Origin of the sequence: Methyloprofundus sp., from assembly GCF_965251085.1 — a bacterium.
Lineage (GTDB): Bacteria > Pseudomonadota > Gammaproteobacteria > Methylococcales > Methylomonadaceae > Methyloprofundus.
The window spans coordinates 2179140-2198853 of the sequence record NZ_OZ252594.1; the positions used below are offsets into that span (position 1 = coordinate 2179140).

Genomic DNA, 19714 nt, shown 5'->3' on the forward strand with positions numbered 1-19714 from the left:
ACTAATCCCTCAGTAAGGCCACTTTCTTTAAAAAACTTAAGCGGCTTTCTTTTTTTCTTTGGCCAATCGTTGTCGTTCCATATCTCGTTTAATTGCGCCCACTTTTTGTATGTTCCTTGATAATACAGCCAGTGCGGTATAGCGTTCAAAACCATCAATTCCATGGTCCCGACATTGACTCAATCCATGAACCTGCAATGCATTAATGGCCGACTCAACAGCTGAGTGTTTCTTTTTGGCCTGTTTAAATTGATCGGCATATTCACGTTCCTTGTCCTTGACCGATAATTTCCCTTTTTTCGGCAAAGTCACTTCATCAAGTATCTCTTTCAGCCCACTTTGATTGCTCTTGCTATGAAAGCCTTTGTCAAAACTACACGCATTGAACGCTGGAAATTTCGCTTGTGTCGCTTCAACCATACCTATGGCTATTTTATCATCCGTTTCTTTTTGCATGACCTTATGATGCAGTATGAATCCGTGGTAGTCTTCAACTATACAGACGCGTATACCTAATTCAACGGGAACCCCTGCCTTGCCTTTGCTAATCCATTCGGTATGTGGCTGAAACAGGGAAAATACTTTTTCATCATGAGGGATGGTTTCTCCCTCAATGACGCGTCGTCTGATCTGATCGACTTGTCGATCGCCATGCTGGAGAAAGGTTTGCATCTTAAGCAATAGGACTTCTGGAACCTTATAGGTGCTTATTAATAACGCATAACTTTGAGTGACTCGGTTCAGGTACTTTTGAGCTAAATCAATATAAACCTGATGTGCGTTACAAATCAAATCGGCCTGAGCCCGTTTTTTCTTTTCGTCCTTCGAGGTGGAATGACGCAGCTTTTGAATCCGTCTATATTGTCGTTTGAATTCAGTGAGGTTATGTTTATGCTGCCGCCAATCGGGAAGGTCGTGTTCCTGGCACCAGTAAACACACTGACGGAATAAGACCCTCATCACATCGTAAAGCAAGTTAATGTCGGTTGGAAAGTGAACATCGGTTTTTAAGACAAATGAATCGCAACGCCCCTGAATGGATGCAGTGGACTCTAAATTAAGCAACTGATAACCCGAGCGAATGACTTCAGTATTAATGCGATCCATGATCTCAGGTGTAAATAACTTTAGATTATCTCTTAGGGTTTGTAAGCGATAGTTTTTGTCATCAAAAGTACCGTGCCCTAGCATCATTCTGAGCGTTCGATGTTCGTTGGCGAGTTCCTGGATACGATCGAAGTCAGCACCGAGTGCTACCCGTAAGGTGCCTAATACCAGAATACGCCACTGTTCCATGCCGGGACGACCTTTATTTGATGAGACGGCAGCTGTTTCATCACTGCCTTTTTTGTTCTTGCGCGGGATGACTTCTTGAAGAATTTTGAAAACAGCTTCTTTTAAAGGGCCAGTTGTATAGATGTGTTGCAAGCCCAGCAGGATGAGTGGAATATCATCGCGTGATGTGACATCAATGACGATGTTGGCAATATCGACTTGTCCTATTTCCAGTTGTGATGATATGACATTTCTCATGGTTTTTTTTGCGGCGAAGTTTTGCTAATAGAGGGCTGGAATTAAAGGTTCGGTATTTGCCAATGCACTTTCTGGGTAAAAAGACCTATTTAAAAACAGTGACTTATGTGTTTTGTATGAAAAATACTAAAATGGCGATTTTTTAATCTTCAATCGTTTTATTAGCTGTTATTATAGCATAGTTATCTGATTTTAAAGGGAATTTAGTTATTTCCGTTCAAACACTACCTACGCCTTCAAGTTTCAGTAAGCGTTTGCAATCCTTATGCTCGTTTATAGAGGATTCTAAACACTCATCGTAGACTCGAATTGATTCCAATAATTGCGAATACTGCTTCCAGGCGATATCTAAAGCCTGCCTGAACTCACAGGAAAAACCATTTTCTGCATCTTCTAATACCGATGTGACAACGCCTTTTAAGCCACCATTTTTAGTCGATATCCGAATATTAAATTCAAGCAATAAAGCTTTCAGCTGATTATTTAAAGCTGTTTTTTGCTTAATTGAAAGCTCTCGTAAACGTAATACAGACTGTAATTGTTGCTGTTTTTCATTCTTACCGTCTATAAACCTTATTTCAGGAAGTTGAGCGGCCTGAACAATGGCCAGTGCATCATTTTTATCTGTTTTCTGGTTCTGCCTGACGGTTGCTACTAATTTAGCCGAAATAAGACGTGCATGGTGCCCTGCTTCAATCGCTCTTTGTTTCCAGTAGTTTGATGTGCCACATGCTTCAAATATAGTGATGCTTGGCTTGGTTTTAAAAAGCCAGTGAAGAAATTCGTTATGTGTCATTTCTTTATTGGAATGCACCTTTTTGTTTGTATAAATACAAACTTGAATAACTTCTTTTGCTAACCCATGTTCAGTCGTTTTTCGCTCAAAAACCACTAACAGGTCTATTTTAATAGGATAAAAAAATAAAAACCTAATCATTACAAACATTTGCATTTTCAAGCAAAGCGTAGTGCCATAACATAACAAAAATAGCTGCATTTACTTGATTTTTATGGAAAAATTCAAGTATGTATATCCGATGCACAACGACCCGAACCAAGGCAACTGGCGAGACCTACAAAACGTTTCGGCTAGTTGAGTCCGAGCGAATTGATGGCAAGGTCAAGCAACGTACCCTGCTTAATCTGGGTCGTTTCTTCGATGTGCCCAAGTCCCAGTGGAAGTCATTATCAAGTCGTATTGATCAATTACTGACTGGCTCACTATCGCTATATGTCAACCAACCTGTCGCATTTTTGTGATATAAAACTTGCTACGCAAGTTCATGGGGGCTTTGCCCCCAAACCCCCAAGGTATTTAAGCAAGGGTAATGATATAATATTCTTACAGTACAGGCTGAGGAGCCGATGACTGTCAAGGGTAATGGGCGGCTTATGTCGCCGATTGCTTTACTGTTAACTTAAGCGATATTTTTCAACTGTAATTCGTTTTCTGCCGAGCTGATTTCATCCTTATCAGGATTCAGAAAAACAGTTTTTATAGGGTCTAAATTCCTTGTGTTACGCCCATTCCAGCGCTCAGGATGACATTCCTTCGCTTGCTCGATAACACTCTTTCTCTTCTCTAGAATTGCACTATCTAAGCCCTTATGGCGTTGATTAGGTGTTACACCTAAATCCTGCAAGCATTATACATAATAATCCACAAAACTCCTTATTAAACAATGATATAATATCATTTTCCTGATTTCACTATCTCATTGTTTTAATGAAGCCCTCTAAAGTATCAAAATCCTCATCTCACGTAAGAAACCGTACCCGAACGGTAAAAATGACATCTACAGCACATGGATTGACAAGCCAGGCGGGACTGATTCCCGTCGTGAAATATTTAGACAGGATAGGTTTTGAAAAAACCGTAAAACAAAGCGTTCCACATCGGCGGGGTGAAAATGCAGACCATCACTTATCTGATGTGGTTCTATTGACGTTGGTTGGCATGATGGGGGGAGCAACATCAATGGCAAAGGTGACGACCGTATGGGCAGATAGCGTACTGCGCAAAGTAGCTGGCTGGATAAAGATTCCTGTTGAAACCACAATTTTACGGATCTTTAAAGAAGTAAGTGATAGGCAGATAAGCCAGTTTGAAACGCTCACGCATACTTTGCGTGGTCAACACTGGCGGCGATTGCTTCGTTCCGGAAAATCGAAAACTGGCATACAATCCGTCCAGTGGGTCGATGTCGATTCAACTGTGGACACCGTTTGTGGTCGACAAGAAGGAAGTGCCAAAGGCTTCAACCCCAAAAAGAAAGGTGCCCGTTCATACCATCCACAACTCGCTTTTCTAGCGGAAACAAAAGAAATTTTACAAGCCTGGTTCCGGACAGGCAATGCCTTTACAAGCAATGGTGTTGTAGAATTTACCAAACAGTTACTTGCACACTTGCCCAATCGGATGCGCATTATTTTTCGCGGTGACAGTGGTTATTTTGTCGGTGATTTGCTTGAATTTCTCGATACCAGAGGGCATGGGTATCTAATAAAGGTTAAACTTAAGAATTTGAACGCATTGCTGGCCAAACAGGCCTGGACAGCCATACAAGGCCGACCCGGTTGGGAGCAGAGCGAGTTTCAATATCGTTGTGGTGGCTGGTCTCGCTCTCGTCAGTTTGTCGCGGTCAGGATAAAGCAACCTAAACAAGTGACAGGACCTCAGTCCGAGCTTTGGGATACGGCAGAATATGACTATTTTTGTTATGTAACAACTGAACCTCTATCGCCTTGGCAAACACATAAGAAGTATGGTGAACGAGCGACGTGCGAAACATGGATTGAAGAAGCAAAATCACAAATGGGTTTAGGTAAAATCAGAACGAATCAATTTCTGGCTAATGCCGCATTATTTCATTGCGCCGTTCTTGCCTACAATACCGTGCGCTGGATGGCTCAATTGAGTGGCAACAAAACGTTGTGCCAATGGGAGCCGGATACACTTCGTACTTATCTGATTCGGGTGGCTGGAAAATTACTCACAGGCAATAATCAGCTGAGAGTCAGAACACCTGCAGATCCGCTCTATCCACAGGAATGGGATGATTGGGTTAAGGTGGGGTTACTCGCTTAACATTAACCGAAGTTAAGTCACTTTGATTAAAAGGTCATGGCACGTTGGCAGGGTGTTTATTGCCTTGGGCTCGGGGGATATCCATACGATACAAAAAATTTCCTCTATTTATGATTTAAATCTGGATATTTTGATCGGTTGGACAAAGAGGGCTGGCAAAGCGGCAGTAAAAACCTAATAACCACTTAGCTAGACAGGTTAATGAGAGTCAAAATATGGGCTTGCAGGATTTAGGTTACATATTTAATCGTACTGTGTTGATGCTCATTGTTATACCAATCTACAAACTGTTCCACCCAGTGCCTTGCTTCGTGTAGGTTGACAAAGGGGGCTTCTGGAAAGGTGTAATGGTATTTGACCGTTTTAAATAGAGACTCCGAATAGGGGTTATCATTACTAACACGTGGCCTGCTGTACGATGGACTGATTTCCAGATCTATCATTTTTGCTCTTAACGTTGCACCTTTCATCGGGCTTCCATTGTCGGAATGAATTACCAACTGGTTTTTATCTATTTTTTCTCGGTAGACAATATCTTCTATTAAATCAGCAGCATGAGAACTTGATTCACAATCATGAGCCTGCCAGCCAACTATTTTTCGGCTATAAATATCCATCACCATATACAAATAATAGTACTGTCCCTTTACCGGGCTTAATAAATAGGTAATATCCCATGAATAGATTTCATTGGCTGCAGTCGCTTTTAGTGACCGGGGTTTCTTGCGCTGAGCTGCTGTCCCTTTACCTCTGTGTTTAAGTAGATTATGCGCCTTCATTACTCGGTAAAATGTTGATTCTGATGCAATATAGTGACCTGAATCTAATAAAGTAGGTACTATTTGATAAGGGGTTAACGTGCTATATTCTGGCAGGTTAATGACCTTTAATATTTCTTGCGTAACGGCCTCTGATAGCTTGTTGTGTGCAGGGGTATCATTATAAATTCTTTGGTCTTCTGATAATTTCTCACCCTGATTCCATCGTTGATAAGTACGGGCAGTAATGCCAACAAGCTCGCAAGCCAGCTGTTGTCTTGCTCCATTTTGTACCGCCTCATTAACGAGTGCACAGTATTGTTTGCGATCTGGGTAGGAGATTAATCGACCTCCGTTTCCCCCCAGATCGCTTGGCACTTTTTTGATAACACCAGTAAAGCCGCCGTTTCAGAGAGAGCTCTGTCCTTACGATTGAGCTCTTTCTGTAGTCGTTTATTTTCTTGTTTGAGTTTTTTTTGTTCCTGCCTGGAGGTAGAATTAGATGCTTGATGTTCTGATAAAAAATCTGATTTCCATTCCTGAACATGATGCGGGTAAATTCCATTTTCTCGGCAGTAAGAGCTAAGATGCTCATCGTTCAGGCCGTGACAGTCCATTACAGCCTCAAGACGTTGTGCTTTAGTCCAGCTCTGTGGGCTTTTTTCAGTTGACATATTTGTTTCAGGATTTTCTAGTTTATTTTCCTTGGCTAATCGGATCCATCTTTGAAGTGTTGAATAACCAATATGTAAATTATCGGCAATATCGTGAAGCGTTTGTTCGTCACGTTTGGATAATGCTTTTTCTACAGATTGTACTTTAAATTCTTGGCTATATATGGCCATTTCTGTCTCCTAATATTAATTTTTACAGGCGACAGGTATGTTGACATAGGGGGCTATTGACCTAGAGGAATCACTCGAAACACGGGCACAATATTACGCCACTCAAATCATCACATCCCGAAGTACAACCCTTGACGATAGCGTTCACTTTGAGACCGTTGATATCGGCAGTTTAGAGCTTGTACGACCGCGCCGTGTGGGAGTCGAGCAAATAGCGTTGCACGCGGTAAGGCAGTTAACCCTGGATGATAAATTGAAATCTCTGGGATTTAACCAGCACCAGCTTGCCGCCTCCCTCGGTACTATCATTGCTCGCATGGCCTGTCCTGCAAGTGAATTAGCCACACACGGCTGGCTGCAGACAACCAGCGGCCTCGGTGAGTTAATCGACTATGACTTCGAAGACATGGGGCTGGATCGTCTGTATCAGGTATCCGACCAATTATGGAAACACCGGGAAGCCATTGAAACCCATTTATATCAGCAAGAACGGGATCTGTTCAGCTTCAGTGAAACTATCACGCTTTATGATCTGACAAATACCTTCTTTGAAGGCGAAGCCAAAACAAACCCAGCCGCCCAAAGAGGCCGCTCCAAGGAAAAGCGCAGTGACTGTCCCCTGGTTACATTAGGGCTGGTGCTTGATGGCAGTGGCTTTCCACGTAAAAGCCAGATCTTCCCAGGTAATGCAAGTGAACCACAAACCCTGCAAACCATACTTGAAGGACTGGAAGGGCGAACAGGATCCACTGTGATACTTGATGCAGGCATTGCCAGTGAAGAAAACATCCAGTATCTTCATTGAGCATGGCTTTCACTATATTGTTGTCTCACGCAAACGCAAGCGGGATTTCGATGAAGAAAAGGCAACTCTGATCAAAGATATTCCGGGGCAACGCGTAAAAGTTCAAAAAGTGACTGTAGAAGAGACTGGAGAAGTTGAACTGTACTGTCACTCGCAACTCAGGGAAAAGAAAGAACAGGCCATGCAGGATAGTTTTTCAGAAAAATATGAAACCGCACTCAACAGCCTGCATGCTAGATTGAGCAAAAAAGGAACCACAAAAAATTATACAAAAGTGTTAGAACGGCTGGGACGCATAAAGGAAAAATACGCGCGTGCAGCACAGCACTATGAAGTAACGGTCGTACCTGATGATGAAGGAGACAAGGCCAACTCAATCAGCTGGAAGCGTGTGGAAAAAGCCAACTCGCAGGCAACCCACCCCGGTGTCTATTGCTTACGCACCAACCTGACCGACTGGAATGAAGAAACGCTCTGGCGCACCTACACCCTGCTAACCGATCTAGAAAGTGTTTTTCGCAGTCTGAAAAGTGAACTCGGGCTACGCCCTATCTACCATCGAAAAGAAGAACGGGTTAATGGGCATATCTTTATCACTCTCATTGCCTATCATCTCGTCCAGACGCTTCGTTATCAACTCAAAGCTGAACATATTAATGATAGCTGGCAGACGATTCGGCGGACAATGGAAAACCAGCAACGCATTACCGTTGTTTTACGGCGGGAAGATGGAAAAGCCATTCATCTAAGGAAAGCAACGAATGCAGAGCCACGACAATCCGTCATTTATAAAGCACTGGAAATTTCAGCGCAGCCAGGAGGTGTTAAAAAAACATTGATTTAGCTTTAATTCAAAATAAAAAAATCTGTAGTGCCAACACCAAGGCCAGATTGTGCGTATCTAATTGTTTTTAAATGAGTTGTTGTCACTGAAATCGAAAGATGGGTTAAGTCAACAACATTTGCGCTCTGCCGTGGGCCAAATGGCTAAATAAGTTATCCAGATTTGGTATAACCTTGTTTAAAATGCCTGGTAGCCCGCTATGGAGCTTGCGCAATATGGGATATTCGTACCCCCTGTTTCCCGCATTGCATAAACTTCATGCGCAGCACGAACCTGCATAAGTACCCAAGTATCATTAATCTAACATTTTACTTGTCATTTTTGGCTCTTTTGAAAAATGAGTGGGTAAATTATAATTAACAGTCCTTATAAGTCACCTAAATCCGTTTTTTTATGATAACAGAATTGTTTCAAAAAGCACTCCATATTACTTCACCTTGGCTGATTAAATCCATTGATTTTAATGCTGAAGAAAAACGACTTGATATACAGATAGACTTTAAGCGAGGAAGTACTTTTGCAGATCCGGATGCAGGTGATAAGGAAGTAAAGCAGTATAAAGCTTATGATACCGTTCAAAAAAGCTGGCAACATTTAAATTTTTTTGAATATGAGTGCCATTTACATGCACGAGTTCCCAGAATTAAACGTGATGATGGAAAAGTCAGACTCATCCCCACTCCTTGGGAAGGCAAGGTTTCAGGTTTCACGCTATTATTTGAGGCGTTATCAATTCAATTATGCAAAGCTATGCCAGTTTACAATGTGAGTGGTTTAACGGGAGTCTCCGATCATAAGATATGGCGTATGGTTTGATTTAAAGATCATATTTTTAACGCTGTTTAAAGGCTTTAACCATGCAGAGTTCCGCTAGCATCACGTCCTTGTTCCCGCGGGCCGTGTGGAAACGCAACATGCGATGCTCGGTATCGCAGAACGCAGAGCGTTCCCTCATGAATTCCCACGCAGAGCGTGGAAACTAGAAAACACTATGAATTAAATAAGCAAACAATAAACAGATTTCTCACCCTGGTTGAAATACTGGACGTGATGCTGGTTTTGGTCGCCATAGCATCGGTCACTGTCGAACCCACTTCCGAGCTGGCATTTCAGAGCATATATGAAATGGCTAAAGATCGTTATGAGAAGATCGTAGAGATATCCCATATGCAATATGAGCTCCTATCTCTGTACTCTACTGGCTCCATACAGGCTACAACACACCATATGAGGATGCTGTGACTTTACTTTAATCCCCTTTTTAAGTTTAAGTGTAGTAAAATCAGCGCATTCTTGAAAAGGGTTTAGGTCATGATTGGAAAAATTAAAAGTTACGATGAGGACACTCAGACGGGTGTAATTAAAAGCGATGAGCAATTTTACGAATTTCATGTCAATGACTGGAGTGAACCTGTTGCGCCTATTATTGATTCTGATGTCCTGTTTGAGGATGAAGGCGAAAACGCCACGATGGTTACTCTGATTGGTAGCTATCTGGATCATCAGGAAGCGGTAAAATCTCGCAGAACTGCTATCGCTTTAGCGCTATTTCCTTTAACGGGGCTTTTTGGCGGCCATCGCTGGTATCTGGGCTTTTATAAGTTGGCTGTAGTGCAAACTATTTTCTGTATTGTCACCGTAGGCTTTGGCATAATCTGGCCTTGTGTGGATGCTTTTTTACTGTATACAGGTAAGATTTATAAAGACCAGCAAGGCAGGCCTTTAAAGTAATAAACTATTAGCGCAATCAGGATTATCACAGGTATTTATATGCTTGCTTCTTTTGCGCTCGCGGCACAGTTTCTCACGCGTATTCCGTTAAATATCAACATTCCTGTTACTGAGCAAAGGCTCGGCCAATCGGTGCTGTTCTACCCTTTGGTCGGTTTGTTGATCGGCACCCTGTTGTTATTGCTTACCTGGCTGTTGCCCGCCCAAAGCTTTGCTCTCAATGCGGCTATTATCTTATCTACCTGGGTATTGTTAACCGGCGGTCTACACCTAGATGGGCTGGCTGATTGTAGTGATGCCTGGGCGGGTGGTCTGGGCGATCAGCAACGCAGTTTAAAGATTATGAAAGACCCTGCCGCAGGACCTATTGCAGTGATTATGCTGCTGTTGGTTCTGCTATTAAAATGGGCCGCCATACAAAGCTTGCTGCAAGTTGATCTTACGCTGGGCTTTCTTCTGCTTACCCCATTTTTAGGCCGTTTGAGTATTTTAATGTTAATGCTGAGCACACCGTATATTAGTACAAATGGCCTGGGCAATGCCATGCAAATACATCTGCCCCGATTTGCCGCCGGGTTAATTGTCTGCGCTTCTTTACTGCTGTGCGCCTGGCTGTTAAATATTTATACTCTGCTCACTGTGATTTTGCTGATTTACTGGCTTCGCCACCTTGCCATGCAACGTATTCAGGGCGTGACTGGCGATGTTTATGGTGCCAGTGTTGAACTGGTAGAGGCTGCAGTTTTAGTCAGTCTGGCCCTAGCTTATGGATAAGCATAAATTTTCTGACGCCGAAATTTCCGGTGTGTACCGCGCTATAGCAGAGCGCCGAGATATGCGCCACTTTATTGATAAAGCAGTACCCGCCGAAACTCTAGCTCGGCTATTACAAGCCGCCCATCAGGCAGGCAGTGTCGGGCTTATGCAGCCCTGGCGTTTTATCAGAATCAGCGATTCAGATTTACGCCATGCCGTCTACCAGTTAGTCGATCAGGAACGTCAACTGACTGCAAAAGCATTAGGCGAGCGTCAGGATGAGTTTATGAGACTTAAGGTGGAGGGTATTCTGGAATGTGCCGAGTTATTAGTGGTTGCGCTACCGGATAAGCGAGAGCAGCATATTTTTGGCCGGCGAACTTTACCTGCAATGGATATTGCTTCCACGGCCTGTGCCATACAAAATATCTGGCTTGCTGCCAGAGCCGAAGGGCTGGGTATGGGCTGGGTTTCTTTATTTGATCCTGAGCAATTAGCTAATCTATTGAAGATGCCGGAAGGCAGCCAGCCTATTGCTATTCTTTGTCTTGGCCATGTTGAAGAGTTTTATTCCAGACCGATGCTGGAATTGGAGAACTGGGCAGAGCCCGGTGACCTGGAGGATTTTATCAGCGAGAATTATTGGTCAGCATAGGGGGCAAGCGTAGGCCCACTCCCCCAATACCTGTAGTTATTATCTTCTGAAAAACAAATAAACGAATGGGCATTTCATAATCATTTCACGACCCTCCATCTTCACAATTGAACAGGTATCCATTTTTGAACGACCCGGGTTTTTTTGTTTCATGACTTTACCGTTTTCGACTGCGTATTTTAAATCAATCTTTAGCGTTTTTGTACGTCCAAAGCGATCTTCCGATTCAGTGTGAATGATGCCATCTGTTCTAAAATCCCAAACAGAAAAAAGCTCTACCTTCTCTTTATGTAACTGGGCTGCTTCTGCATACAACGTCCATGTACCCAAAATTTTTGAGTTATCCTCTAATAAAACTTCTGCATTGGCAGAAATTGAGAATAAAAGTACTACAACTGCCAATAAAGCTTGTTTTAGTTTCAACATAAACCTCTCCTTTTATATTTATTATAATAATACTCTGGGCTGTTTTCCGCTCTAAGTATGAGTATTCGATTGTACCACGCAGTTGCCATCTATAAAGCGTATTATCCTAGAAAAATCAGTTGCTCACGGTTTCTAGCGCAATCTATTGATCCCACAGCACTTCCAAAAAATGCCCACACACCTATGGTGTGAAGCTAATTTTTTTTGAAAGTATTATTAATTCAATATGTTGCACCACAATTCCGCGCTCAACTGTTTTTTCCAGGATTATTCAAGAGGTTTCTTGCTGACTATTAAATTGCCGGTGTTGTAATAATAATTTTTTAAAAAATTGCGGATCTTTTTCCTGCGTCATTTCTCCTTCTCGTGGATTAAGCTTATGCTCCAGGCGAGACAGCCAGAACCTTAAGCAGGCGCGACGCAATAATACCGGCAGGTAGTTTTCTTCCTGCTGATCCAACACTCTGACTTGCTGATACGCAGCAATAAAAACGCGGTGTTGCACATAGCTATACTGACCGTTCTGATCCACACACCAGTCGTTTAATGCAATGGCTATATCCAGTAAATAACAGTCTCTGCAAGCCACATAAAAATCCAGCATGGCGGTTAAGCTATCTCCCGCAAACAGCACATTATCTTTAAATAAATCAGCATGAATGATGCCCTGAGGTAAATGCAGGGTGGTGTACTGTCGCTGATAGCTCAGTTCATCGTCTAGTAGCTTGGCATCCTGCTCTGATAAATCAGGACTCACTTGTAGTGCACTCTCTTGCATCCACTGCATATTACGCGGATTCATTTTATTAAAAGTAAGGTTTGAACTATGTTGATGAAAACGCGCCAGTGCCTCAGCAACTGCTTTTAACTGCGCATGAGAGGGATATTCAACTGACTTTCCAGGTAAACATGCAAACAGCGCGGCTGGCTTTTCTGCTATTCGCTGTAAATATTGATGTTGTGTATCTGCAAGCGGCAGCGGATAGTAACTTGCATGCTCCGCTAATTGCCCTAGCAAATTCAGATACTGCTTTATCTCTGTGACTGCAAAGTGCTCATATAAAGTTAATACGAAATCACCTTGCGCAGTCTGGATTAAATAATTGGTGTTTTCTATGCCGGCACTTATGCCGGAATAGCGAATCAGCTGAGAGAGATGGAAGCGACTTAATACAGACTCAATTTCTGTTCGGGAAAGGGATGTGTAGACAGACAATAGTTTACCAGCTAAACAGCGTCCATTGATTTATTTTACTTAAACTATTCAGGTCGCTTTCACTCACTTCTTCCATTTCACCATCACCATCATGATCAACAAAATAATAAGCCGGGCCTATATCCGGAATCACTTTAATTTTATAGATTTTGCCATTAACCCGGTACTCATGAATGGTTTTTTCACCTCGCCGGGTAATGGTAATATCCGCGTCCATGGGTTCACCATCTTGGACAGGCATTGGCATTTCTGGTATTTCTGAAGAGTCAATTGCTTCAGAAGTTTGCTCTTCAGGAATTTTCTCTTCAGCCCCAGCTGTCGTGGAAAATACCAATAAACACACTAATAGGTAACGAAGCATACTAGTCATCCGTATAAAATTAAAAAGTTACTTTATTATACCCACAGATGCCACAATTTGCGGAATTTATCAAAGTATGCCTTTTCCACTGTTATACTTCTCGCGATTACAGTTTTTAGCGCAAGCTTTTGATTCCACTGCACTTCCAAAAAATGCCAAATTAACCTACGGTGAATCTAAATTTTTTTAAAGTATTATATTAATTCAAACTTGCACTATAATTATGGTAAATATTCGACCAACACATACTACCTAGAATCAGCGAGTTAGGTGGCTTCTAAACTTCTAAAGGGTGGAGCCTTTACTTGATGTTTCTTATAGATATATGCTATAACTCACTGATAATAAATCAGGAGAGTTGTTTAATTCATGGCACACTTAATTTCACGCACTGGAAACGAACTTACAATACAAGTTAAAGTTAATATAGATGGTTCTCTTTTGGAAGCAGAAGATACCATTCAAAATGCCTGCAACGAAGTAGGATTGCTAGCGACCGAAAAAGCATTGAAAAACTTTGATACAGATGGGAGGGCACTCCAGACTGGAAGTATAAAATGGACAGCCAAGGAAGCCAGTGAAAAAAAGTATCAAACGCCTTATGGTGTAGTAGAGATTAAGCGTTATACCTACCAAACCTCAAAAGGCGGTAAAGTATGGTGTCCACTGGAAGAGCAAGCGCGTATCATCCGAGGGGGAACTCCTCGGTTAGCTAAACAGGTTTCACATAAATATGTTCATATGAACGCACAAGCAGTTCGCCACGATTTTCAAGCCTACCATAATCGCAAACTCGCCAAATCCTACATCCAGAATATGGCGGACTGGGTGGGAGGAATTGCCCAGGCAAAAGAAGAAGACTGGACATATACTTTGCCTGAATTAGATGAGGCTGTCTCGACCATTGTCTTCAGTATCCCCCTATGTCAACATACCTGTCGCCTGTAAAAATTAATATTAGGAGACAGAAATGGCCATATATAGCCAAGAATTTAAAGTACAATCTGTAGAAAAAGCATTATCCAAACGTGACGAACAAACGCTTCACGATATTGCCGATAATTTACATATTGGTTATTCAACACTTCAAAGATGGATCCGATTAGCCAAGGAAAATAAACTAGAAAATCCTGAAACAAATATGTCAACTGAAAAAAGCCCACAGAGCTGGACTAAAGCACAACGTCTTGAGGCTGTAATGGACTGTCACGGCCTGAACGATGAGCATCTTAGCTCTTACTGCCGAGAAAATGGAATTTACCCGCATCATGTTCAGGAATGGAAATCAGATTTTTTATCAGAACATCAAGCATCTAATTCTACCTCCAGGCAGGAACAAAAAAAACTCAAACAAGAAAATAAACGACTACAGAAAGAGCTCAATCGTAAGGACAGAGCTCTCTCTGAAACGGCGGCTTTACTGGTGTTATCAAAAAAGTGCCAAGCGATCTGGGGGGAAACGGAGGTCGATTAATCTCCTACCCAGATCGCAAACAATACTGTGCACTCGTTAATGAGGCGGTACAAAATGGAGCAAGACAACAGCTGGCTTGCGAGCTTGTTGGCATTACTGCCCGTACTTATCAACGATGGAATCAGGGTGAGAAATTATCAGAAGACCAAAGAATTTATAATGATACCCCTGCACACAACAAGCTATCAGAGGCCGTTACGCAAGAAATATTAAAGGTCATTAACCTGCCAGAATATAGCACGTTAACCCCTTATCAAATAGTACCTACTTTATTAGATTCAGGTCACTATATTGCATCAGAATCAACATTTTACCGAGTAATGAAGGCGCATAATCTACTTAAACACAGAGGTAAAGGGACAGCAGCTCAGCGCAAGAAACCCCGGTCACTAAAAGCGACTGCAGCCAATGAAATCTATTCATGGGATATTACCTATTTATTAAGCCCGGTAAAGGGACAGTACTATTATTTGTATATGGTGATGGATATTTATAGCCGAAAAATAGTTGGCTGGCAGGCTCATGATTGTGAATCAAGTTCTCATGCTGCTGATTTAATAGAAGATATTGTCTACCGAGAAAAAATAGATAAAAACCAGTTGGTAATTCATTCCGACAATGGAAGCCCGATGAAAGGTGCAACGTTAAGAGCAAAAATGATAGATCTGGAAATCAGTCCATCGTACAGCAGGCCACGTGTTAGTAATGATAACCCCTATTCGGAGTCTCTATTTAAAACGGTCAAATACCATTACACCTTTCCAGAAGCCCCCTTTGTCAACCTACACGAAGCAAGGCACTGGGTGGAACAGTTTGTAGATTGGTATAACAATGAGCATCAACACAGTACGATTAAATATGTAACCTAAATCCTGCAAGCATTATACATAATAATCCACAAAACTCCTTATTAAACAATGATATAATATCATTTTCCTGATTTCACTATCTCATTGTTTTAATGAAGCCCTCTAAAGTATCAAAATCCTCATCTCACGTAAGAAACCGTACCCGAACGGTAAAAATGACATCTACAGCACATGGATTGACAAGCCAGGCGGGACTGATTCCCGTCGTGAAATATTTAGACAGGATAGGTTTTGAAAAAACCGTAAAACAAAGCGTTCCACATCGGCGGGGTGAAAATGCAGACCATCACTTATCTGATGTGGTTCTATTGACGTTGGTTGGCATGATGGGGGGAGCAACATCAATGGCAAAGGTGACGACCGTATGGGCAGATAGCGTACTGCGCAAAGTAGCTGGCTGGATAAAGATTCCTGTTGAAACCACAATTTTACGGATCTTTAAAGAAGTAAGTGATAGGCAGATAAGCCAGTTTGAAACGCTCACGCATACTTTGCGTGGTCAACACTGGCGGCGATTGCTTCGTTCCGGAAAATCGAAAACTGGCATACAATCCGTCCAGTGGGTCGATGTCGATTCAACTGTGGACACCGTTTGTGGTCGACAAGAAGGAAGTGCCAAAGGCTTCAACCCCAAAAAGAAAGGTGCCCGTTCATACCATCCACAACTCGCTTTTCTAGCGGAAACAAAAGAAATTTTACAAGCCTGGTTCCGGACAGGCAATGCCTTTACAAGCAATGGTGTTGTAGAATTTACCAAACAGTTACTTGCACACTTGCCCAATCGGATGCGCATTATTTTTCGCGGTGACAGTGGTTATTTTGTCGGTGATTTGCTTGAATTTCTCGATACCAGAGGGCATGGGTATCTAATAAAGGTTAAACTTAAGAATTTGAACGCATTGCTGGCCAAACAGGCCTGGACAGCCATACAAGGCCGACCCGGTTGGGAGCAGAGCGAGTTTCAATATCGTTGTGGTGGCTGGTCTCGCTCTCGTCAGTTTGTCGCGGTCAGGATAAAGCAACCTAAACAAGTGACAGGACCTCAGTCCGAGCTTTGGGATACGGCAGAATATGACTATTTTTGTTATGTAACAACTGAACCTCTATCGCCTTGGCAAACACATAAGAAGTATGGTGAACGAGCGACGTGCGAAACATGGATTGAAGAAGCAAAATCACAAATGGGTTTAGGTAAAATCAGAACGAATCAATTTCTGGCTAATGCCGCATTATTTCATTGCGCCGTTCTTGCCTACAATACCGTGCGCTGGATGGCTCAATTGAGTGGCAACAAAACGTTGTGCCAATGGGAGCCGGATACACTTCGTACTTATCTGATTCGGGTGGCTGGAAAATTACTCACAGGCAATAATCAGCTGAGAGTCAGAACACCTGCAGATCCGCTCTATCCACAGGAATGGGATGATTGGGTTAAGGTGGGGTTACTCGCTTAACATTAACCGAAGTTAAGTCACTTTGATTAAAAGGTCATGGCACGTTGGCAGGGTGTTTATTGCCTTGGGCTCGGGGGATATCCATACGATACAAAAAATTTCCTCTATTTATGATTTAAATCTGGATATTTTGATCGGTTGGACAAAGAGGGCTGGCAAAGCGGCAGTAAAAACCTAATAACCACTTAGCTAGACAGGTTAATGAGAGTCAAAATATGGGCTTGCAGGATTTAGGAATCATCCAAACGAAGTAAGCTTGTGTCTCAATAATTTATAATAATGAATTCTGAATTTATTCTCACACTAGGCAGATAAGCTTGTTGATATTAACAGATAGCATTATAGGTTGGATTATAAATACAGCCCATCGTTTAAAAGGCTCGGTACGTCGTATATTCATGGCTGAAACGGTGGAGCTACTAGGCTCAGGTGGTGCAAGTATTGCTGAAGAAAAACTAGGATGGAATAGAGGCACTATCCGAAAAGGACAATATGAACTTGAAACTCAGCCCATAGAAGATAATTTTTCAGCGAGAGGGCGTAATAAAAGTGAAGAGCATTTTCCTCATCTACTTGATGACATAAAAAAAATTGCTGAACCGGAGTGTCAAACGGATCCCTCTTTTAATTCCTGTCGATTATATACCCGGCTAACGGCTAAAGAAGTTAGAAAACGTTTACTGGAGATTGATTATTACGATGAAAAAACATTACCTTGCTCAAAAACTATCAATACAAAATTAAATGACCTGAGTTACCATCCAAAAAAGGTACAAAAAACAAAGCCTCATAAGAAAATCAAGGAAACGGATGCAATTTTTGAACAAGTTCATTCAGTCAATGGAATGGCAGATATCAACCCAAAAGAGATTCGTATATCAATTGATGCCAAAGCAAGAATGAATATAGGAAATTTTTCACGGGGAGGACGAAATCGGGTTTTAACAAAAGCAGAGGATCATGATTTAGATGTTAAGGAAAAGTTAACTCCTTTTGGTTTTTATCTGCCTGAACATGATGATTTTTTCCTTTTCTTTACAGCAGGCTATGCCAGCAGTGATTTCATCGTTGACCGATTGGAAGAAATTTGGCCAGAAATTCAAGAAAAATATGGAGTAGATATTCTGACAATTAACGCTGACAATGGTATGGAGAACAGTAGCTCCAGAACTCAGTTTATAAAAAGGCTTGTGGAGTTTGCTGAAAAAAGCAACATAAAGATAAAACTGGCCTACTACCCTCCTTATCATAGTAAATATAACCCAATTGAACGAGTATGGGGAGCCTATGAAAATCATATTAGTGGCGACATAATGGATACAGTTGAAACAACTTTAAAATTTGCCAAAAGTATGACCTACAATGGCAAAGCACCTATTGTTAAATTAACAGAAAAAATATATGAAACAGGAGTAAAGGTAGGTAAAAAAGCAATGAAGACGTATTATCAGTTTGTTGACCGAATGCCATCGTTGGAGAAATGGTTTTTGACCATTTCTCCTGGTTGTTCTGGATGATTATTTCTTTCCATCTCCCTTATTCGTGCTCAGCACGACCGTAATATTAATGAATCCCCCTTCAAGCTGTTCGCAGCCATTCGTGAAACCAGAGTACAAAGTCGAGTTAGCGTCAATGTTCCCCAGCAAAGTGCCCGGCCTAAAAAAAGCAAGCAAAAAGCCAAAGCAGCAAGACCAGGAAGGCGGGCAGAACTGGCATTGCGTCACTTAGCCATACAACTCCCTGCTCCCAGCTATTATCATGACAAAGAGCCGGTTGAAATACAGCTTATCCATGCGCTAGAAGAAAACCCGCCTCAAGGCACAAAGGCCGTCGAGTGGTTTTTACTGACAACGATTAAAATTGAATCCGCAAAGGACATTGAAAAGTGTTTGCGTTGGTATACGTTGCGCTGGCGAATTGAAGACTGGCATCGTGTGCTAAAATCAGGCTGTAAAATTGACGATCTTGCTCATGAAACGGCTGAGCGGTTGCGTCGGGCGATTGGTATCAATCTGGTTATCGCCTGGCGGATCATGCTCATGACGCTTCTGGGTAGAGAAACGCCTGAGCTTCCTGCTGAAATATTATTTTCTGATGTTGAATTGCGTACCCTGCACGCCTACGCAAAAAAAAAGATTAAACCCCCCTTTGTTACTAGGTGAAGCTGTACAATTGGTAGCAAGAATTGGAGGACATCTGGGGCGGAAAAAAGATCCCCCGCCCGGTCATCAAATCATGTGGCGAGGGTACGCAGCTTTGCAGCTTTTGTGTGCCGGGTTCTTGCTGCTGGAAGGCGGGTGATATTGTGTGTCATGATTTATGGGTAATAGGCAGTACTAGCCATCATTTTTCAGTATGTTTATGACCATGTTCATGAGGCTCAGCCGCTTTGGTAATCAGGCTTCCTTGCAGATAATCCTCAACCGCTTTATCAGGGTCCGTTTCCGTTGTGATTAAAGGTTGGATGTCTTTATTTTCAAGTCGACGAACTAAACCAGTTCCCATGCCACCGGCAATCAAAACCTGTATGTCATCTAAGGGAGATGAATCGTTAGGTGAACTGTCATGAAAGGATTGTTCCTTGGCCAGTTCTAATAATTCTTTATTTGTAATTGTTTCGTTTTCTACCTGATAAATCCAGAATTTCCTACACCGACCGGTATGGTCGGTAATTTCTCGTCGATTTTGACTTGCTACTGCAATTTTCATTCGTTTAAACTCCTGTTTAAATCACTGTTTTTTCAGATGTGACCTGACTATACGCCTTCTTTCCATGGTTATAAATACATGACGGTAGCTGGGAATGTCACATATTAATTTATTGGCTATAAACTTAAGACGGGACATTAGCTATACATGGTAGGGCGTGGCTTCAGCCCGCCATTAAATGACCCTTTAG

At 42.1% G+C, this 19714-nt stretch carries 22 protein-coding genes and 1 pseudogene; 14 read left to right on the forward strand and 9 right to left on the reverse strand.

What is annotated here, in order from left to right:
* Nucleotides 1-36: 36 nt before the first annotated feature.
* Together ACQY3F_RS10050 and ACQY3F_RS10055 are read right to left on the reverse strand one after the other, a co-directional pair.
* A complete protein-coding gene (locus ACQY3F_RS10050) occupies nucleotides 37-1533 on the reverse strand; it encodes an ISNCY family transposase (RefSeq protein WP_428354718.1) in 1497 nt (498 codons plus the stop codon).
* A 220-nt stretch (nucleotides 1534-1753) separates the two neighbouring features.
* Nucleotides 1754-2425: pseudogene (locus ACQY3F_RS10055) on the reverse strand (IS110 family transposase); the annotation flags it as partial.
* Nucleotides 2426-2559: 134 nt separating this feature from the next.
* On the opposite strand from ACQY3F_RS10055, the gene ACQY3F_RS10060 reads away from it, so the two are divergent.
* Nucleotides 2560-2793, forward strand: coding sequence for a hypothetical protein (locus ACQY3F_RS10060; protein ID WP_428354719.1), 234 nt, complete (start codon nucleotides 2560-2562; stop codon nucleotides 2791-2793).
* A gap of 158 nt (nucleotides 2794-2951) precedes the next feature.
* Here ACQY3F_RS10060 and ACQY3F_RS10065 read toward each other — a convergent pair whose 3' ends face one another.
* Nucleotides 2952-3176 (reverse strand): hypothetical protein, encoded by a 225-nt coding sequence (locus ACQY3F_RS10065; RefSeq protein WP_428354720.1) that lies wholly within the window; start codon nucleotides 3174-3176, stop codon nucleotides 2952-2954.
* Between the two features lie 83 nt (nucleotides 3177-3259).
* On the opposite strand from ACQY3F_RS10065, the gene ACQY3F_RS10070 reads away from it, so the two are divergent.
* Nucleotides 3260-4621 carry an IS1380 family transposase gene (locus tag ACQY3F_RS10070; RefSeq protein ID WP_428352972.1) on the forward strand — a complete coding sequence of 454 codons (1362 nt, stop codon included), beginning with the start codon at nucleotides 3260-3262 and terminating at the stop codon, nucleotides 4619-4621.
* A gap of 230 nt (nucleotides 4622-4851) precedes the next feature.
* On the opposite strand, the gene ACQY3F_RS10075 is transcribed toward ACQY3F_RS10070, so the two are convergent.
* The gene (locus ACQY3F_RS10075; protein ID WP_428354721.1) at nucleotides 4852-5757 is read right to left on the reverse strand and encodes an IS3 family transposase; all 906 of its coding nucleotides are present in this window, start codon (nucleotides 5755-5757) and stop codon (nucleotides 4852-4854) included.
* Nucleotides 5721-6224: a transposase gene (locus tag ACQY3F_RS10080; protein WP_428354722.1), complete on the reverse strand. Its 504-nt coding sequence runs from the start codon at nucleotides 6222-6224 to the stop codon at nucleotides 5721-5723. The genes ACQY3F_RS10075 and ACQY3F_RS10080 overlap by 37 nt, the downstream gene beginning before the upstream one ends.
* 217 nt (nucleotides 6225-6441) lie before the next feature.
* On the opposite strand from ACQY3F_RS10080, the gene ACQY3F_RS10085 reads away from it, so the two are divergent.
* The 6 genes from ACQY3F_RS10085 to bluB all read left to right on the forward strand — a co-directional run bounded on the left by ACQY3F_RS10085 (nucleotide 6442) and on the right by bluB (nucleotide 11015).
* Nucleotides 6442-7029 carry an IS1634 family transposase gene (locus tag ACQY3F_RS10085; protein ID WP_428354724.1) on the forward strand — a complete coding sequence of 196 codons (588 nt, stop codon included), beginning with the start codon at nucleotides 6442-6444 and terminating at the stop codon, nucleotides 7027-7029.
* Nucleotides 7001-7873, forward strand: a complete 873-nt coding sequence (locus tag ACQY3F_RS10090; RefSeq protein ID WP_428354725.1) for an IS1634 family transposase — start codon at nucleotides 7001-7003, stop codon at nucleotides 7871-7873. Before ACQY3F_RS10085 ends, ACQY3F_RS10090 begins: the two co-directional genes overlap by 29 nt.
* A gap of 393 nt (nucleotides 7874-8266) precedes the next feature.
* Entirely contained in the window at nucleotides 8267-8689 is a 423-nt protein-coding gene (locus ACQY3F_RS10095) for a helix-turn-helix domain-containing protein (protein ID WP_428354726.1), read from the forward strand.
* Nucleotides 8690-9184: 495 nt separating this feature from the next.
* On the forward strand, nucleotides 9185-9604 hold the full coding sequence (locus ACQY3F_RS10100) for a TM2 domain-containing protein (RefSeq protein WP_428354727.1): 420 nt from the start codon (nucleotides 9185-9187) through the stop codon (nucleotides 9602-9604).
* A 39-nt stretch (nucleotides 9605-9643) separates the two neighbouring features.
* Complete coding sequence (locus ACQY3F_RS10105; RefSeq protein WP_428354728.1) at nucleotides 9644-10378, forward strand: adenosylcobinamide-GDP ribazoletransferase; 735 nt, start codon at nucleotides 9644-9646, stop codon at nucleotides 10376-10378.
* Nucleotides 10371-11015, forward strand: coding sequence for a 5,6-dimethylbenzimidazole synthase (bluB, locus tag ACQY3F_RS10110; protein ID WP_428354729.1), 645 nt, complete (start codon nucleotides 10371-10373; stop codon nucleotides 11013-11015). The genes ACQY3F_RS10105 and bluB overlap by 8 nt, the downstream gene beginning before the upstream one ends.
* Before the next feature lie 39 nt (nucleotides 11016-11054).
* On the opposite strand, the gene ACQY3F_RS10115 is transcribed toward bluB, so the two are convergent.
* The 3 genes from ACQY3F_RS10115 to ACQY3F_RS10125 form a co-directional block, all read right to left on the reverse strand.
* The gene (locus tag ACQY3F_RS10115) at nucleotides 11055-11441 is read right to left on the reverse strand and encodes a hypothetical protein (RefSeq protein WP_428354730.1); all 387 of its coding nucleotides are present in this window, start codon (nucleotides 11439-11441) and stop codon (nucleotides 11055-11057) included.
* Between the two features lie 271 nt (nucleotides 11442-11712).
* Complete coding sequence (locus ACQY3F_RS10120; protein WP_428354731.1) at nucleotides 11713-12657, reverse strand: homoserine kinase; 945 nt, start codon at nucleotides 12655-12657, stop codon at nucleotides 11713-11715.
* A 4-nt stretch (nucleotides 12658-12661) separates the two neighbouring features.
* Nucleotides 12662-13018, reverse strand: coding sequence for a DUF2782 domain-containing protein (locus ACQY3F_RS10125; protein WP_428354732.1), 357 nt, complete (start codon nucleotides 13016-13018; stop codon nucleotides 12662-12664).
* 369 nt (nucleotides 13019-13387) lie between these two features.
* On the opposite strand from ACQY3F_RS10125, the gene ACQY3F_RS10130 reads away from it, so the two are divergent.
* From ACQY3F_RS10130 to ACQY3F_RS10155, 6 genes are all read left to right on the forward strand, one after another.
* Nucleotides 13388-13966 (forward strand): hypothetical protein, encoded by a 579-nt coding sequence (locus ACQY3F_RS10130; protein WP_428354734.1) that lies wholly within the window; start codon nucleotides 13388-13390, stop codon nucleotides 13964-13966.
* A gap of 22 nt (nucleotides 13967-13988) precedes the next feature.
* The gene (locus ACQY3F_RS10135; protein WP_428354722.1) at nucleotides 13989-14492 is read left to right on the forward strand and encodes a transposase; all 504 of its coding nucleotides are present in this window, start codon (nucleotides 13989-13991) and stop codon (nucleotides 14490-14492) included.
* Nucleotides 14456-15361 carry an IS3 family transposase gene (locus ACQY3F_RS10140; RefSeq protein ID WP_428354721.1) on the forward strand — a complete coding sequence of 302 codons (906 nt, stop codon included), beginning with the start codon at nucleotides 14456-14458 and terminating at the stop codon, nucleotides 15359-15361. Before ACQY3F_RS10135 ends, ACQY3F_RS10140 begins: the two co-directional genes overlap by 37 nt.
* 92 nt (nucleotides 15362-15453) lie before the next feature.
* Nucleotides 15454-16815 carry an IS1380 family transposase gene (locus ACQY3F_RS10145; protein ID WP_428352972.1) on the forward strand — a complete coding sequence of 454 codons (1362 nt, stop codon included), beginning with the start codon at nucleotides 15454-15456 and terminating at the stop codon, nucleotides 16813-16815.
* Nucleotides 16816-17135: 320 nt separating this feature from the next.
* On the forward strand, nucleotides 17136-18332 hold the full coding sequence (locus tag ACQY3F_RS10150) for an ISAzo13 family transposase (protein ID WP_428352931.1): 1197 nt from the start codon (nucleotides 17136-17138) through the stop codon (nucleotides 18330-18332).
* 21 nt (nucleotides 18333-18353) lie between these two features.
* Nucleotides 18354-18977 carry an IS4 family transposase gene (locus ACQY3F_RS10155; RefSeq protein ID WP_428357658.1) on the forward strand — a complete coding sequence of 208 codons (624 nt, stop codon included), beginning with the start codon at nucleotides 18354-18356 and terminating at the stop codon, nucleotides 18975-18977.
* Nucleotides 18978-19158: 181 nt separating this feature from the next.
* On the opposite strand, the gene ACQY3F_RS10160 is transcribed toward ACQY3F_RS10155, so the two are convergent.
* Nucleotides 19159-19524 (reverse strand): NifB/NifX family molybdenum-iron cluster-binding protein, encoded by a 366-nt coding sequence (locus ACQY3F_RS10160; RefSeq protein WP_428354736.1) that lies wholly within the window; start codon nucleotides 19522-19524, stop codon nucleotides 19159-19161.
* Between the last annotated feature and the right edge of the window lie 190 nt (nucleotides 19525-19714).